Below are 14,918 nucleotides of genomic sequence, written 5' to 3'. Positions count from 1 at the left end.
CAGCGTGGCGCCTGCGCGCCACGCTCGCTTATTTAATGATTTTCCAAATCAGCGGATTGGTACCCAGCACTTTTTCGTCACGCGCACACTGCAGCAATACGCCCTCTGCTTTCACCACGGCGCCTTCGGAGTAGCTGCGGTTTTCATAGATACAGCACTGCAGGCAGTTGTTCTGCTGACGATTCTGCCCCTGCGTCCACACTTCCGGCGGCATATCCACCACCACATCGGTATTGCCCATTCGCGCGGGCTCCGGCTGGCGATTAGCCAGCGCGGCATGGCTGCACAGCAGCAGCCCACTCAGCAACAGCGTTGCGTAACGCATTATTCCGTCTCCTTCGTTTTGCGCCGGGGCGTTTTGCCTTTACTGCGCGTCTTCGCTCCGGTCGCGGCTAATCCACGAAAAGCCTGCAGCGACGGCCTCTGGCGCGCCTCACCGATCAAACCAATTAAGGTACTGACCAGCGGCTGCATAAACTCATCATAGCGACAGGCTTTTTCACTGATGCGGGTAAGCGTTGACTCCCAGTGCGCCGTCATATCCGGCCGCGCGGCCATCTCAGGTAACGCATGAATCAGCGCCCTGCCCGCCTCGGTTGAGTGAATATAGCGACTTTTTTTCACCAGAAATGTACGGCGGAACAGCAATTCTATGATGCCGGCGCGCGTCGCTTCCGTTCCTAAACCATCGGTCGCACGCAGCACTTTCTTTAATTCTTTATCCTGCACAAAGCGGGCAATACCGGTCATGGCCGACAGCAGCGTGGCGTCGGTGAACGGCCGCGGCGGCTGAGTCTGCTTCGCCAGCACCTCACCACGCTCACACAACAGCTCATCGCCTTTACTCACCACTGGCAGCGGCGTGCCATCATTCTCTTCATCGCGCTCTTTACTGCCCAGCAGCGCACGCCAGCCGGCTTCGGCAAGAAAACGTGCTTTGGCGACGAACCTGCCACCGCCGATATCGAGGTCGATGACGCATTTGCGAAATACCGCGTCGGGACAAAACTGCATCAGATACTGGCGCGCAATCAGACCGTAAATATTGGCTTCATTGTCGCTCAGGTTCACCTTGCTGGCGCGCGCCGTAGGAACGATGGCATGGTGCGCATCCACTTTTTTATCGTCCCAGCAGCGATTTTTCTGATCCGCATTGAAATCCGCTGGCAGCGACACGTCCGGCTGATGCGCCTGAATGGCGTTCAGCACCGCATGACGTCCGGCAAAATGTTCATCCGGCAGATAGCGGCTGTCCGAACGCGGATACGTAATCAGCTTATGGGTTTCATACAAACGCTGACAGCAGTCCAGTACCGTCTGGGCACTCAGGCCAAAACGCTTCGCCGCCTCGATTTGCAGGCTGGAGAGGGAAAATGGCAGCGGCGCCGTTTCTGACTCCCGCTTATCGTTGTAGCCGGTAACCCACGCTGGTTTGCCGTTGATACGTTCAAGCACGTGGTCAGCGAGAGGACGATGCAGCAAACGGCCCTCGTCATCCTGCCACGGTTCACAGGCATCGCTGGGGATCCAGCTGGCAACGAAGCGCTCCTCTTTCGGGGTGACGATGTGCGCTTTGACTTCGAAGTAATCCTTCGGCACAAAGTTTTCGATCTCTTCATCGCGCCTCACCACCAGCCCCAGCACCGGCGTCTGTACGCGTCCCACCGAGAGCACGCCGTCGTAACCGGCGTTGCGGCCCAGCAGCGTCCAGGCGCGGGTCATGTTGATGCCATAAAGCCAGTCGGCGCGCGCCCGGGCCAGCGCCGAGACACACAATGGAATGAATTCACGGTTCTCGCGCAGACGGCTTACCGCGCGCTCGACCGCCGCAGGGTTGAGGTCGTTAATCAGGCAGCGCTGCACCTGCTGGCGCTTTTCAGCCGGCAGTTGCAGATAATCGAGCACTTCGTCGACCAGCAGTTGTCCTTCGCGATCCGGGTCACCGGCGTGCACCACCACGCTGGCCTGCTGCAGTAAGCCCTCGATCACTTTGAGCTGCTTCGCCACCGACGGGCGCGGCTGCAGGCGCCATTTATCCGGGATGATGGGTAAATCCGCCAGATTCCAGCGCGCATAGCGGCTGTCATAGCTGTCAGGCTGCGCCTGCTCCAGCAGATGCCCGACACACCAGGTTACAACCTGGTCATTACCACAGGCAATATAGCCGTCGCCACGTCGATGCGGTTTGGGTAGCACATCGGCGATGGCGCGTGCCAGACTGGGTTTTTCAGCAATAAACAAACGCATGAATGGCGTCGTTCCTTTACGTCAGGTGACTACAGTAATCAGTGGATGGGCGTGGTCGGCCGGCAGTAGCGAGCCAATTGCCGTGGCCTCAACGCCAGCCTGCGCGGCGCACGCGCGAAACGCCGCAATAGCGTCAGGCTGTACCGCCACCAGCAGTCCGCCGGAAGTTTGCGGATCGCACAGCAGTGCGCGCGTGGCCTCATCCATGGCAGAAATGTGCTCGCCGTAGCTGGCGAAGTTGCGGCTGGTGCCGCCCGGCACCGCGCCGGCAGCAATGTACTGGTCCACGCCGGGCAGACGCGGTACCTGTGCGGCCTGCACGTGCGCGCGCAGGCCGGAGCCCAGACAGATTTCACTCAGGTGCCCCAGCAGACCAAAGCCGGTGACATCGGTCATGGCGCTGACGCCGGGCAGTTTAGCAAATTCCGCGCCTGCGCTATTGAGCTGGCACATCACCTGCGCCGCCAGCGTCTGATGCTCCGCACGCAGCAGCCCTTTTTTCTCTGCGGTAGTCAGAATACCGATGCCGAGCGGTTTGGTGAGGAACAACTCGCAGCCCGCCTGCGCGGCGCTGTTCTTTTTCACGCGCGCTACGTCAACGATGCCGGTAACGGCAAGGCCAAAAATCGGCTCCGGCGCATCGATTGAGTGCCCCCCCGCCAGCGCGATGCCGGCCGCCTGGCAGGCCGCGCGACCGCCTTCAATCACCTGCTGTGCCACTTTCGCGTCCAGCACATTAACCGGCCAGCCGAGAATAGCGATAGCCATGATCGGTTTGCCACCCATGGCGTAAATATCACTGATGGCGTTAGTGGCCGCGATACGGCCAAAGGTGTGCGGATCGTCAACGATGGGCATAAAGAAGTCAGTGGTGCTGACCACCGCCGTGCCGTTGCCAAGATCGTACACGGCAGCATCGTCACGGGTTTCATTGCCGACCAGCAGTCGCGGATCATGAAAGGTAGCCAGCTCGCTGTGCAGAATGGTCTCAAGCACCTGAGGTGAAATTTTACAGCCGCAGCCAGCGCCGTGGCTGTATTGCGTCAAACGAAGCGGTTCGCTCATGGCGGGTTCCTTGTGCGCTGAACAGAGAGGGCTATGTTAGCCTGGCTGCCCGCTGCTGGTAAGCGCTGTCGCCGCTAAGCGCGATCTTTCGCACAGCGACTGTGCAATCAGTGTCGTTGCATGCACCTTGCCGCAGAAACCCGCTGCTGTCTGTCAGAAATAACTGACAAACGCCTCGCTGTCGGGCGCAACCACGGTGGTATTGGCTTTCAGCTGCGGCGTACCGAGGTAGAGGAAACCCACAATCGCATCCTGTTCGCGGCAGCCAAAGGCGGCGCGTACCTGCGGATGATCGGTCCATGGCCCGCTGCGCCAGATGCCGTTAAAGCCCTGCGCGACGGCCGCCATTTGCATCGCCATCACCGCGCAGCCAGCGGACACGACCTGCTCCCAGCGCGGCACTTTGGCGGAGGCTTCGCAGTGCGCGACAACGGTAATGATCATCGGCGCGCGGAACGGCGACGTCCGGGCCTTCTCAATGGCTTTGTCATCCAGCTGGCTGTCGCGTGCGGCCTGCTCCAGCAGATGGCTGAAGCGTTCGCGCCCCTCATTTTCAATAATGATGAAGCGCCACGGCTGCAGCGTGCCATGATCCGGTGCGCGCATACCCGCGTGCAGAATATTCTGCAGCACCTCACCGGCCGGTGCCGGCTCGGTCAGACGCGACGCTGAACGACGGTTTACCAGTAATTCGAGTGCATCCATCTTGATTCTCCCGTGATTAACAAAGCGTGGGCTAATCCTGGCACAGCGCGATCTTTTGTAACAGTCTGGCGCGATTTCCTGCTGACTTTTCGCACGCTGCTCTTTAGGATGAACCCGACATCGGGGCAGACCGCATACCGGCTGCCCTGGCTACGTGAATATGGAGAGTTTATGCGCACATTGTGGCGAATTATTGCTGGCCTGTTCCGCTGGAGCTGGCGGGTGCTGAATTTTATCCGGGAATTTATCCTGAATCTGTTCCTGATTGTGTTAATTCTGGCCGGCGTCGGCATCTGGCTGCAGTTATCCAGCGCCAGCAGCAGTGAACCAGTGCAGCAGGGTGCGCTGAAAGTCGATCTGAGCGGCGTGCTGGTGGACAAACCGTCGGTCAGCAATCGTCTGAGCCGCATCAGCCGCCAGCTGCTGGGTGCCAGCAGCGATCGTTTGCAGGAAAATTCGTTGTTTGATGTGGTCGATGCCATTCGTCAGGCAAAGAGCGATAAAAATATCACCGGCATGGTGCTGGATCTGCGCGATTTTGCCGGCGGCGATCAGCCTTCGCTGCAGTACGTGGGTAAGGCGCTGCGCGAATTCCGCGACGCGGGCAAACCCATTTTTGCCCTCGGCGACAGCTATAGCCAGGCGCAATACTATCTCGCCAGCTACGCCACGAAGGTCTATCTGTCGCCGCAGGGCACGGTGGATCTGCACGGTTTCGCCACCAACGGCCTCTATTACAAATCCCTGCTGGATAAGCTGAAAGTCAGCTCACACGTGTTCCGTGTCGGCACCTATAAGTCCGCAGTTGAACCTTTCCTGCGTGATGATATGTCGCCGGAAGCGCGCGATGCTGATGGCCGCTGGGTCGGCCAGCTGTGGCAGAACTACCTCAACACGGTGTCCGCCAACCGGCAAATCACGCCGCAGCAGCTGTTCCCGGGGGCGGCGGGCATCATCAGCGGTCTGCAGGCCGTTCAGGGCGATACCGCTAAATATGCCCTGGATAATAAACTGGTGGATGTGCTGGATTCACGCGCTGCCGCCGATCGCGAGCTGGTGAAAACCTTTGGCTGGGATAAAGCCAGCAATGACTACCGCAACGTCAGCATCTATGACTACAACGTCAAACAACCGACGCAGCAGGATGGCAACATTGCGGTGATTCTCGCCAGCGGCGCCATCATGGACGGCGAAGAGAGCGCCGGCAACGTCGGTGGCGACACCACCGCTGCACAAATTCGTGACGCCCGCCTCGACGACAAAATCAAAGCCATCGTGCTACGCGTCAACAGCCCGGGCGGCAGCGTAACGGCCTCTGAAGCCATCCGTGAAGAGCTGGCGGCAGCGCATGACGCCGGTAAGCCAGTGGTGGTTTCAATGGGCGGCATGGCGGCATCGGGCGGCTACTGGATCTCCACGCCGGCCGACTACATCGTTGCTGCGCCGAGCACCCTGACCGGGTCGATCGGCATCTTTGGCGTGATCAATACGGTGGAGAATAGCCTGAGCAGCATCGGCGTGCACAGCGATGGCGTTGCCACCTCGCCGCTGGCGGATGTGTCGACCACCAAAGCGCTGCCGACGGAAGTGCAGCAGCTGATGCAGCTGACCATTGAAAACGGTTATCGCAACTTTGTCGGTCTGGTGGCGGCGTCACGCCATAAAACGCCACAGCAGATTGATGCCATCGCGCAGGGTCACGTCTGGACCGGTAGCGATGCCAAAGCCAACGGGCTGGTGGATGCGCTGGGCGACTTCGACGATGCGGTAGCCAAAGCCGCCGAGCTGGCGAAGGTCGCGAAACCTGAACTGAGCTGGTATCAGGACGATCCGGGGATGATCGACCTGCTGCTGAACCAGATGAATGCGTCGGCGCAGGCCGTGCTGCCGGCCGCGCTGAAAGTGTGGCTGCCGGCACCGGTCAGCGAAGTGATGGGCGCGCTGCAGGCGCAGCCGGGCCTGATGAATAATCTCAACGATCCGCAAAACCGTTACGCGTTCTGCCTGACCTGCGGCAACGTACGCTAATCTTTACAGCCCGGCCGCTGGTCGGGCTGCTTTTCCCCGCTAATCCCCTTATACTGCGCGTTTTACGGCAAGTCTGAGTCCATTCATGCAAAAGAAAAATATCTATGTAGCCTACACGGGCGGGACCATCGGTATGCAACGCTCCGCGCAGGGTTACATTCCGGTCTCTGGCCATCTGCAGCAGCAGCTGGCGATGATGCCAGAGTTTCACCGTCCGGAAATGCCGGATTTTACCATCCACGAATACCACCCGCTGATTGACTCCTCGGATATGACGCCGCAGGACTGGCAGTCAATCGCTGACGACATCCAGCTGAACTACGATCGCTATGACGGTTTCGTCATTCTGCATGGCACCGATACCATGGCGTTCACCGCGTCGGCGCTGTCGTTCATGCTGGAGAACCTGGCCAAGCCGGTGATCGTCACCGGGTCGCAGATCCCGCTGGCCGAGCTGCGCTCAGACGGTCAGCAGAACCTGCTGAACTCGCTGTACGTCGCGGCTAACTATCCGATTAATGAAGTGGCGCTGTTCTTCAACAACACGCTATTCCGCGGTAACCGGACCACCAAAGCCCACGCCGACGGCTTTAATGCGTTTGCGTCACCGAACCTGTCGCCGCTGCTGGAAGCAGGCATCCATATTCGCCGTCTCAATACGCCGCCGGCACCGCGCGGCAGCGGTGAGCTGATCGTCCATCCGATCACTCCTCAGCCGATTGGCGTGGTGACGATTTATCCTGGCATCTCTGCCGACGTGGTACGCAATTTCCTGCGTCAGCCGGTGAAGGCGCTGATTCTGCGCTCTTACGGTGTGGGCAACGCGCCACAAAACGCCGAGTTTCTTGCCGAACTGCAGCAGGCCAGCGAGCGCGGCATTGTGGTGGTGAACCTGACGCAGTGCATGTCCGGCAAGGTCAACATGGGCGGTTACGCCACCGGCAACGCACTGGAACACGCCGGCGTGATCAGTGGTTTTGATCTGACCGTCGAGGCCACCCTGACTAAACTGCACTTTTTGTTAAGCCAGAACCTCACCAGCGCTGAAATTCGTGCCAAAATGCAGCAGAATTTACGTGGCGAACTGACCGAAGACTGATACGGAGCAAAATCCCATGAAGCGGGCATTGATAATCATCGATATTCAGAACGATTTTTGCCCCGGCGGCCCGATGGCCGTGCGTGAAGGTGACCAGACGGTTGCCGTTGCTAATCGCTATGCACGCGAATTCCGCGCGCGCGGTGAATGCGTGGTGGCGTTGCAGGACTGGCATCCGGCCAATCACGGCAGCTTTGCCTCGGTCTCTGGCGAGCCGGTGTATACCCTCGGTGAACTGAATGGTCTGGCGCAGATCTGGTGGCCCGATCACGGCGTGCAGCACTCACACGGCGCGGATTTCCATCCGGATCTCGATCGCAGTCTGATTGATGCGGTGTTCCATAAAGGCGGCGATGTGGATGTGGATAGCTACAGCGCCTTTTTCGATAATGGGCACCGCCGCAAAACCGAGCTCGACAGCTGGCTGCGCGAGCGCGGCATTACTCACCTGGTGATGCTGGGCCTGGCGACCGATTACTGCGTCAAGTACAGCGTGCTGGATGCGCTGGAACTGGGATATCACGTTGAGGTGGTGCAGGAAGGCTGCCGGGGCGTCAATCTCAATCCGGACGACAGCGAGATCGCGATCGCGCAGATGCAGGCGCAGGGTGCGGTCATTATCTGAAAATCAGGGCTGGAGCTCTCCAGCCCTGCAGCCGGTTAATGCAGGTTGATGCGCGTCACGTCGGACTCGATTCCCCACTCTTCCTTCAGCTGTTTTTTCGACTTCATCACCATCTCGCCGCCTTTACCGATGGTCATGTGCTGCGGTTCGTCGTTGTGCCGCGCCTGCCACAGCATCACCAGCTGCAGACAGTTATCTTTCTGATCCTGCGTCAGCGCCACGCCGTCTGGCCACTTGCCGGTTTCCACCGCGGTGGCGAGGCGCTCGTAGACTTCCGGCGTCATCGCCGCCAGCATTGCTTCCAGTTCCTGCTTCATGCTCAGCCCTCGTGCTGATTGCCCTGCTCGTCGGTAAAGTTCAGCGACGCTGAGTTGACACAATAGCGCTCGCCGGTTGGCTGCGGGCCATCCGGGAAGACGTGGCCCAGATGGGCGTCGCAGTTACCGCAGCGGATTTCGACGCGGTGCATACCGTGCGAGTCATCTTCCAGATAGCGGATAGCTTCATCGTTATACGGCTGGTAAAAGCTCGGCCAGCCGCAGCCGGAGTCATACTTGGTTTCGGAGAGAAACAGCGGTGCGTTGCAGACCAGGCAGTGATAGATACCCTCCTGCTTGTTGTGCAACAGCGCGCCGGTGAAAGGCGGTTCGGTTCCACGATGCTGAGTGACGTAGCGCTGCATTTCCGACAGCTGGGCAATTTTTGCCTCGGGTGCGGTGTCTTTAGCCATTTTGAGTTCCGGAGTGTCATTCTGTAAAAATCGTCTAGTATTCTAACAAACGAACAACATCTTCCGGGTCTTTTTTCGTGCGGATGCTTTTGCCCCGACCAGCACTGCGCAATTTTGTGATGACGATCACTCTTTGCAACAGTCATCCCTTTTTAGTCTGCATTCGGCGTAAGATAGGTGCGCAATAAGGGCGCTGCGCAAGCGTTTGCGCACCCAATTATTCCTGGCGCTGGAATTGACCTTTCGCAACAATTGACACGATTCCGCTTGACGCCTGGTAAGGTTTTTGTAATTTTACAGCCAACCTTTTATTCACTAACAAATAGCTGGTGGAATATATGACTATCAAAGTAGGTATCAACGGTTTTGGCCGTATCGGTCGCATCGTTTTCCGTGCTGCTCAGCAGCGTTCTGACATCGAAATCGTCGCGATCAACGACCTGCTCGACGCCGATTACATGGCTTACATGCTGAAGTATGACTCTACACACGGTCGTTTCGACGGCACCGTAGAAGTGAAAGATGGCGCGCTGATCGTTAACGGTAAAAAAATCCGTGTTACCGCTGAGAAAGACCCGGCTAACCTGAAATGGGACGAAGTGGGCGTTGACGTTGTTGCTGAAGCAACCGGTATCTTCCTGACCGACGAAACCGCACGTAAACACATCACTGCCGGCGCGAAGAAAGTGGTTCTGACTGGCCCGTCTAAAGATGACACCCCAATGTTCGTTCGTGGTGCCAACTTCGACAAATATGCCGGCCAGGACATCGTGTCTAACGCTTCCTGCACCACCAACTGCCTGGCACCGCTGGCTAAAGTAATCAACGACAAGTTCGGTATCGTTGAAGGTCTGATGACCACTGTTCACGCCACCACCGCCACCCAGAAAACCGTTGATGGCCCGTCTCACAAAGACTGGCGCGGCGGCCGCGGTGCAGCGCAGAACATCATCCCATCTTCTACTGGCGCAGCGAAAGCAGTAGGCAAAGTTCTGCCAGAGCTGAACGGTAAACTGACCGGTATGGCGTTCCGCGTACCAACGCCAAACGTGTCTGTGGTTGACCTGACCGTTCGTCTGGAAAAACCAGCGTCTTATAAAGACATCTGTGCAGCCATCAAAGCCGCTGCTGAAGGTGACATGAAAGACGTGCTGGGCTACATCGAAGACGACGTGGTTTCTACCGACTTCAACGGCGAAACCCTGACTTCCGTGTTCGACGCGAAAGCCGGTATCGCTCTGAACGACAACTTTGTGAAACTGGTTTCCTGGTACGATAACGAAACCGGTTACTCCAACAAGGTTCTGGATCTGATTGCACTGGTTGCTGCTAAGTAAGCTAACCGGCTAAACAGACAAGGGGTGACTTCGGTCGCCCCTTTTTTTTCGATTGGATGAGAGAAGGTCTGACAATGCACAATTCGCTCTTTAACTTGCCCGTGGTGACGCAGATCACCCCTTACCTGTCGCAGCGTCAGATGGGTGAATTGCCGATTCTGGTGATCAGCCATCCGAAAGTGCGCGCGGCCATTGCGCTGCAGGGCGCGCATCTGCTGGCATGGCAGCCGGCCGGTCAGCAGCCCGCCATCTGGCTTAGCGACAAGACGCCGTTTGTCAGCGGCAAAGCCATTCGCGGCGGTGTGCCGGTCTGCTGGCCGTGGTTTGGTCCGGCAGGTGAACCTGCACATGGCTTTGCCCGTAATCAGCCATGGACGCTGACGGCGCATGATGAGAACGAAGATGCGGTCATGCTGACGTTCACGCTGGAAAGTAATGCACAAACGAAAAAACTGTGGCCGCACGACTTCACGCTGCTGGCGCGCTTCCGCATTGCTGAACACTGTGAGATTGAGCTGGAAGCCTGGGGCGATTATGAAGCTACTGCCGCGCTGCACAGCTATTTTCAGGTGGCGGACATTGCGCAGATTGAAGTCAGCGGGCTCGGCAACAGCTACATCGATAAGGTGCAGGACAATGCCATCGGCAGCGCAGCGGACGGTAAACAAACCTATCCCGATCGGGTTGATCGCATTCATACCGCAGCGGAAGACTGCAGCGTGATCCACGATCGCGCCGGTAAGCGCCAGATTGAAGTCTACCACCATTATCAAAGTGACGTTGTCACCTGGAATCCTGGCCCGGAACTGTCCTGCAGCATGGCCGATATGCCTAATGATGGTTATAAAACCATGGTTTGCGTGGAGACGGCGCGGATTAACAAGCCGATGAAAAGTGCCGGAGAAACCCCTGCCCGCCTTGGCGTCACGCTGAGAATCCGCAATAAGTAATGCTGAACGGCGCGCACGCGCCGTTTACACCACATCCAGCGCCAGTTTATGCTGCGGCGGCGGAAAGGCGCGATCCAGCAGCGCCAGCTCATCGCTGGTCAGGGTGATATTCAGGGCCGCCGCATTCTCCTGCACGTGCGCCACGCTGCCCGCCTTGGGAATGGCCATTACGCCCGGCTGGCGAATCACCCAGCTCAACAGCAACTGAGCGATGCTGATGCCCTTCTGTTGTGCAATCTGCTGCAGAGTCGCATCGTCAAACAGCGCCTGACGCAGCCGTCCGGCCTGCGCCAGCGGACAGTAAGCCATGACGGGTGTATGGTGCTGCTGACAGAGCGGCAGTAAATCAAATTCAATACCGCGCGAAGCCAGATGGTACAGCACCTGATTAGTCGCGCAGCCCATCCCTCCGGCTTCACTCCACAGCTCCTGCAGATCGTCGCTATCAAAATTGGAGACGCCCCAGTGGCGGATTTTGCCCTGCTGCTGCAGCGTTTGCATGGCGCGCACGGTCTCTTCCAGCGGTACATTACCGCGCCAGTGCAACAGATAAAGATCGAGATAGTCCGTCTGCAGACGGCGCAGACTGCGCTCACAGGCGTCAATCGCATCGACCTCACCGGCGTTCCACGGGTAAACTTTTGATACCAGCCAGGCTTGATCGCGCCGTCCGCGCAGCGCAGCGCCGACCACCTCTTCCGCGCCGCCTTCGGCATACATCTCAGCGGTATCGATCAGTTTCAGTCCGGCGTCCAGTCCAGCCTGCAGCGCAGCGATTTCCTGCGCCCGCTGTGCCGGATTTTCGCCCATATACCAGGTGCCCTGGCCGATAGCCGGTAACGGCGTATCGTCATTGAACTGAATTGTCTTCATCTCACCTCCCGTTGCGCCATTACAGGGCGCAATATTGGTGCAGGGTAACAAAAACGCCTCATTATGAGGCGTTCGTGCGGTCATCAGAAGCTGTAGCTGACGCCGGTCCACAGCGTAAACTGACCGTCTTTATCTACCATCGGACTGTCTTTAATTTCGCTGGCGAAACGGGTGTAACGGCCTGACAGGCTGGCGTTCCAGCTCTCGCTAATCTGGTAGCTGGCGTTCATCTCGACGTAAGGCGACCAGCTGTCGTCCGGGTGATAGCGATCAATGCCGGTACGCGCGCTTTCGTGGCCGGAAACGCCGTAGTAATAGCGGTTTTGGTTGGCACTGTTCCACATTGCGCCAATGCCCGGTGTCAGGCTGAACGCGCCGAAATCAAAGCGGTACAGGTAGGTCAGGTCCCAAATCATGCCGTTGCTGTTATTCAGCACATCGCCCAGCAGCGCGGTACGCACAATCCCCCAGTCGGCAACGTGACGATAAGTCGCGCCGGCCATCAGCGTCATGCGACGCTTGTCCAGCCCTTTCATGTCGCCCAGATCGTTATCTTTCGGGTCATACTGCTGCGGCGAGCCCAGCAGCGTTAACGACAGCTGATTCTGCGGGTCTTTCCACAGGTAATAACCGCCCTGCAGGCTGCGGAACCAAAAGTTTTCTCCCTCATAATTGATGACCGGGATCGGCAGATAACGGTCCTGGCCGCCGCGGTACGGCGACTGGGCATAAATAACCGAAGCCCCAAGTGACACGGGTTCAGCGTAAGTGCTGAACGCCGCAAAATAGCAAGGACACATCAGAGCAAGCGCTTTAAGTTTGAAATGGTTCACAATTTATTCATTCCATTAATATAACAATCACACGCAGAGTCTAACCAAATTTTGCCACTGGTTTAACTTTTAATGTTGATTTCCTTTTTATCCTGTCAGAAGCGTCTAAGACGCAGCGCACCTGTTGCCGCAAGGGCGTGACGGCCTTAGCGCTTATGAGACTTTGTTATTGATATATCGCTAAATAAGGAGAAAAGACGGAGCAATTTTTCTGATTGCCTTCTACAGTAAAAGTAAGACGAGAATTTTTTGTACGAGCAGAGTAACCATAAGAATTGTGAATCCCGATAAAAAATCGTCAGGTTGGCATAAGGGTTGCTGTACTCAATAAAGAATATCTTCCGGGAGCTGCAAGAGCACCTTATTACGCTCCTTTACCTGTGCTAAAAACGAAAGGACGGGCATCGCTATGAATATATTCGATCACTATCGTCAGCGTTATGAAGCTGCCAAGGACGAAGAGTTCACACTGCAGGAATTCCTCACCATCTGTAAGCAGGATCGCAGTGCATACGCCAACGCGGCAGAACGACTATTGATGGCCATCGGTGAGCCTGTGATGGTCGATACTGCCCAGGAGCCTCGCCTTTCCCGTATCTTCTCGAACCGCGTCATCGGACGCTACCCGGCCTTTGAAGAGTTTTACGGTATGGAGGAAGCGATTGAGCAGATCGTCTCCTACCTGAAACACGCCGCACAGGGGCTGGAGGAGAAGAAACAGATTCTGTACCTGCTCGGCCCGGTGGGCGGCGGTAAATCCTCGCTGGCCGAACGGCTTAAAGCGCTCATGCAGCGCGTGCCAATCTATGTGCTGAGTGCCGACGGTGAACGCAGCCCGGTCAATGACCATCCGCTGTGCCTGTTTAATCCGCAGGAAGACGCCAATATTCTGGAAAAAGAGTACGGCGTGCCGCGGCGTTACCTTGGCACCATTATGTCGCCGTGGGCGGCAAAACGGTTGCATGACTTTGGCGGCGACATCACCCGCTTCAAAGTGGTGAAAGTGTGGCCGTCAATTCTGGAGCAACTGGCTATCGCCAAAACCGAACCGGGTGATGAGAACAACCAGGATATTTCAGCGCTGGTGGGTAAAGTGGATATCCGTAAGCTGGAAAACCACGCGCAGAACGATCCGGATGCCTACGGCTATTCGGGTGCGCTGTGCCGCGCCAACCAGGGCATCATGGAATTCGTGGAGATGTTCAAAGCACCTATTAAAGTGCTGCATCCGCTGCTGACCGCCACTCAGGAAGGTAACTATAACGGTACCGAAGGGATTTCCGCCCTGCCGTTTAACGGCATCATTCTGGCGCACTCCAATGAATCAGAGTGGGTGACATTCCGTAACAACAAGAACAACGAAGCTTTCCTTGACCGCGTATACATCGTGAAGGTGCCTTACTGCCTGCGCGTGTCCGAGGAGATCAAAATTTATGAAAAACTGCTCAACCACAGTGAGCTGACCACCGCGCCTTGCGCACCCGGCACACTGGAAACGCTGGCACGTTTCTCGATTCTGTCGCGCCTGAAAGAGCCGGAAAACTCCAGCATCTACTCGAAGATGCGCGTCTATGACGGTGAAAGCCTGAAAGACACCGATCCGAAGGCGAAATCGTGGCAGGAGTATCACGATTACGCCGGTGTGGATGAAGGCATGAACGGCCTGTCTACGCGCTTCGCGTTTAAGATTCTGTCACGCGTGTTTAACTTCGACCATGCCGAAGTAGCGGCTAACCCGGTGCACCTGTTTTACGTGCTGGAACAGCAGATCGAGCGCGAGCAGTTCCCGCAGGATCAGGCGGAGAAGTATCTGGAACACCTGAAAGGCTATCTGATTCCGAAATATGCGGAGTTCATTGGCAAAGAGATTCAGACCGCTTACCTAGAATCCTATTCGGAGTATGGTCAGAACATCTTCGACCGCTACGTCACTTACGCAGATTTCTGGATTCAGGATCAGGAGTACCGCGATCCGGATACCGGCCAGCTGTTTGATCGTGAATCACTCAATGCCGAGCTGGAAAAGATTGAGAAACCTGCCGGGATCAGTAACCCGAAAGATTTCCGCAACGAGATTGTCAACTTTGTGCTGCGCGCACGAGCGCAGAACAACGGACGCAATCCAAACTGGACCAGCTACGAAAAACTGCGCACGGTGATCGAGAAGAAAATGTTCTCCAACACCGAGGAGTTGCTGCCGGTGATTTCGTTCAACACCAAAACATCCACGGACGAACAGAAAAAACACGACGATTTTGTCGATCGCATGATGGAAAAAGGCTATACCCGCAAGCAGGTGCGTCTGCTGTGTGAATGGTATCTGCGCGTGCGCAAATCGTCATAATCGACAGCGGTAAGCTACGCGGCATCCACATGCCGCCTGAGGAGGCCGGACCCGTTCCGGCCTGGCTTACAGCGTAGTTTGG

General features: G+C 57.0%; 14 protein-coding genes. 6 read left to right on the top strand and 8 right to left on the bottom strand.

Annotated elements, in window-relative coordinates:
• Positions 1 to 28 precede the first annotated feature (28 nt).
• From C1N84_RS08705 to C1N84_RS08690, 4 genes are all read right to left on the bottom strand, one after another.
• On the bottom strand, positions 29 to 325 hold the full coding sequence (locus tag C1N84_RS08705) for a YnjH family protein (protein ID WP_021510070.1): 297 nt from the start codon (positions 323 to 325) through the stop codon (positions 29 to 31).
• Positions 325 to 2,247 carry a DNA topoisomerase III gene (locus C1N84_RS08700; RefSeq protein ID WP_394541831.1) on the bottom strand — a complete coding sequence of 641 codons (1,923 nt, stop codon included), beginning with the start codon at positions 2,245 to 2,247 and terminating at the stop codon, positions 325 to 327. The genes C1N84_RS08705 and C1N84_RS08700 overlap by 1 nt, the downstream gene beginning before the upstream one ends.
• Positions 2,248 to 2,268: 21 nt before the next feature.
• Positions 2,269 to 3,312 carry a selenide, water dikinase SelD gene (selD, locus tag C1N84_RS08695; RefSeq protein WP_264443373.1) on the bottom strand — a complete coding sequence of 348 codons (1,044 nt, stop codon included), beginning with the start codon at positions 3,310 to 3,312 and terminating at the stop codon, positions 2,269 to 2,271.
• A gap of 153 nt (positions 3,313 to 3,465) precedes the next feature.
• Complete coding sequence (locus tag C1N84_RS08690) at positions 3,466 to 4,017, bottom strand: NAD(P)H nitroreductase (protein ID WP_058774609.1); 552 nt, start codon at positions 4,015 to 4,017, stop codon at positions 3,466 to 3,468.
• 171 nt (positions 4,018 to 4,188) lie between these two features.
• Here C1N84_RS08690 and sppA point away from each other — a divergent pair, with 171 nt between their 5' ends.
• The 3 genes from sppA to pncA all read left to right on the top strand — a co-directional run bounded on the left by sppA (position 4,189) and on the right by pncA (position 7,769).
• Positions 4,189 to 6,045: a signal peptide peptidase SppA gene (sppA, locus tag C1N84_RS08685; protein WP_058781814.1), complete on the top strand. Its 1,857-nt coding sequence runs from the start codon at positions 4,189 to 4,191 to the stop codon at positions 6,043 to 6,045.
• Between the two features lie 85 nt (positions 6,046 to 6,130).
• The gene (gene ansA, locus C1N84_RS08680) at positions 6,131 to 7,144 is read left to right on the top strand and encodes an asparaginase (protein ID WP_058757717.1); all 1,014 of its coding nucleotides are present in this window, start codon (positions 6,131 to 6,133) and stop codon (positions 7,142 to 7,144) included.
• Positions 7,145 to 7,160: 16 nt separating this feature from the next.
• A complete protein-coding gene (pncA, locus tag C1N84_RS08675) occupies positions 7,161 to 7,769 on the top strand; it encodes a bifunctional nicotinamidase/pyrazinamidase (RefSeq protein ID WP_058757718.1) in 609 nt (202 codons plus the stop codon).
• A 35-nt stretch (positions 7,770 to 7,804) separates the two neighbouring features.
• Here pncA and C1N84_RS08670 read toward each other — a convergent pair whose 3' ends face one another.
• Both C1N84_RS08670 and msrB read right to left on the bottom strand, forming a co-directional pair.
• Positions 7,805 to 8,086, bottom strand: a complete 282-nt coding sequence (locus C1N84_RS08670; RefSeq protein WP_104189023.1) for a YeaC family protein — start codon at positions 8,084 to 8,086, stop codon at positions 7,805 to 7,807.
• A 2-nt stretch (positions 8,087 to 8,088) separates the two neighbouring features.
• Positions 8,089 to 8,499: a peptide-methionine (R)-S-oxide reductase MsrB gene (msrB, locus tag C1N84_RS08665; protein WP_021510062.1), complete on the bottom strand. Its 411-nt coding sequence runs from the start codon at positions 8,497 to 8,499 to the stop codon at positions 8,089 to 8,091.
• Between the two features lie 338 nt (positions 8,500 to 8,837).
• Between msrB and gapA the strand changes: the two genes are divergently transcribed.
• Both gapA and C1N84_RS08655 read left to right on the top strand, forming a co-directional pair.
• Positions 8,838 to 9,836 carry a glyceraldehyde-3-phosphate dehydrogenase gene (gene gapA, locus C1N84_RS08660; RefSeq protein ID WP_021510061.1) on the top strand — a complete coding sequence of 333 codons (999 nt, stop codon included), beginning with the start codon at positions 8,838 to 8,840 and terminating at the stop codon, positions 9,834 to 9,836.
• A gap of 74 nt (positions 9,837 to 9,910) precedes the next feature.
• Entirely contained in the window at positions 9,911 to 10,786 is an 876-nt protein-coding gene (locus C1N84_RS08655) for a D-hexose-6-phosphate mutarotase (protein WP_264443367.1), read from the top strand.
• Between the two features lie 24 nt (positions 10,787 to 10,810).
• Here C1N84_RS08655 and C1N84_RS08650 read toward each other — a convergent pair whose 3' ends face one another.
• Positions 10,811 to 11,659, bottom strand: a complete 849-nt coding sequence (locus tag C1N84_RS08650) for an aldo/keto reductase (protein ID WP_152390960.1) — start codon at positions 11,657 to 11,659, stop codon at positions 10,811 to 10,813.
• Between the two features lie 83 nt (positions 11,660 to 11,742).
• On the bottom strand, positions 11,743 to 12,492 hold the full coding sequence (locus C1N84_RS08645; RefSeq protein ID WP_058774604.1) for a MipA/OmpV family protein: 750 nt from the start codon (positions 12,490 to 12,492) through the stop codon (positions 11,743 to 11,745).
• Positions 12,493 to 12,901: 409 nt separating this feature from the next.
• Here C1N84_RS08645 and yeaG point away from each other — a divergent pair, with 409 nt between their 5' ends.
• A complete protein-coding gene (gene yeaG, locus C1N84_RS08640; RefSeq protein ID WP_021510057.1) occupies positions 12,902 to 14,836 on the top strand; it encodes a protein kinase YeaG in 1,935 nt (644 codons plus the stop codon).
• The last annotated feature ends 82 nt before the right edge of the window (positions 14,837 to 14,918 follow it).

The sequence above is a fragment of the Pantoea sp. SGAir0418 genome (genome assembly GCF_043529865.1).
This window is presented reverse-complemented; position numbering and strand designations above follow the sequence as displayed.

What these genes read in the sequence shown, in the direction of transcription:
- C1N84_RS08705 (WP_021510070.1), bottom strand. Translation starts at nt 325, where the DNA reads ATGCGTTACGCAACGCTGTTGCTGAGTGGGCTGCTGCTGTGCAGCCAT.
- C1N84_RS08700 (WP_394541831.1), bottom strand. Translation starts at nt 2,247, where the DNA reads ATGCGTTTGTTTATTGCTGAAAAACCCAGTCTGGCACGCGCCATCGCC.
- selD (WP_264443373.1), bottom strand. Translation starts at nt 3,312, where the DNA reads ATGAGCGAACCGCTTCGTTTGACGCAATACAGCCACGGCGCTGGCTGC.
- C1N84_RS08690 (WP_058774609.1), bottom strand. Translation starts at nt 4,017, where the DNA reads ATGGATGCACTCGAATTACTGGTAAACCGTCGTTCAGCGTCGCGTCTG.
- sppA (WP_058781814.1), top strand. Translation starts at nt 4,189, where the DNA reads ATGCGCACATTGTGGCGAATTATTGCTGGCCTGTTCCGCTGGAGCTGG.
- ansA (WP_058757717.1), top strand. Translation starts at nt 6,131, where the DNA reads ATGCAAAAGAAAAATATCTATGTAGCCTACACGGGCGGGACCATCGGT.
- pncA (WP_058757718.1), top strand. Translation starts at nt 7,161, where the DNA reads ATGAAGCGGGCATTGATAATCATCGATATTCAGAACGATTTTTGCCCC.
- C1N84_RS08670 (WP_104189023.1), bottom strand. Translation starts at nt 8,086, where the DNA reads ATGAAGCAGGAACTGGAAGCAATGCTGGCGGCGATGACGCCGGAAGTC.
- msrB (WP_021510062.1), bottom strand. Translation starts at nt 8,499, where the DNA reads ATGGCTAAAGACACCGCACCCGAGGCAAAAATTGCCCAGCTGTCGGAA.
- gapA (WP_021510061.1), top strand. Translation starts at nt 8,838, where the DNA reads ATGACTATCAAAGTAGGTATCAACGGTTTTGGCCGTATCGGTCGCATC.
- C1N84_RS08655 (WP_264443367.1), top strand. Translation starts at nt 9,911, where the DNA reads ATGCACAATTCGCTCTTTAACTTGCCCGTGGTGACGCAGATCACCCCT.
- C1N84_RS08650 (WP_152390960.1), bottom strand. Translation starts at nt 11,659, where the DNA reads ATGAAGACAATTCAGTTCAATGACGATACGCCGTTACCGGCTATCGGC.
- yeaG (WP_021510057.1), top strand. Translation starts at nt 12,902, where the DNA reads ATGAATATATTCGATCACTATCGTCAGCGTTATGAAGCTGCCAAGGAC.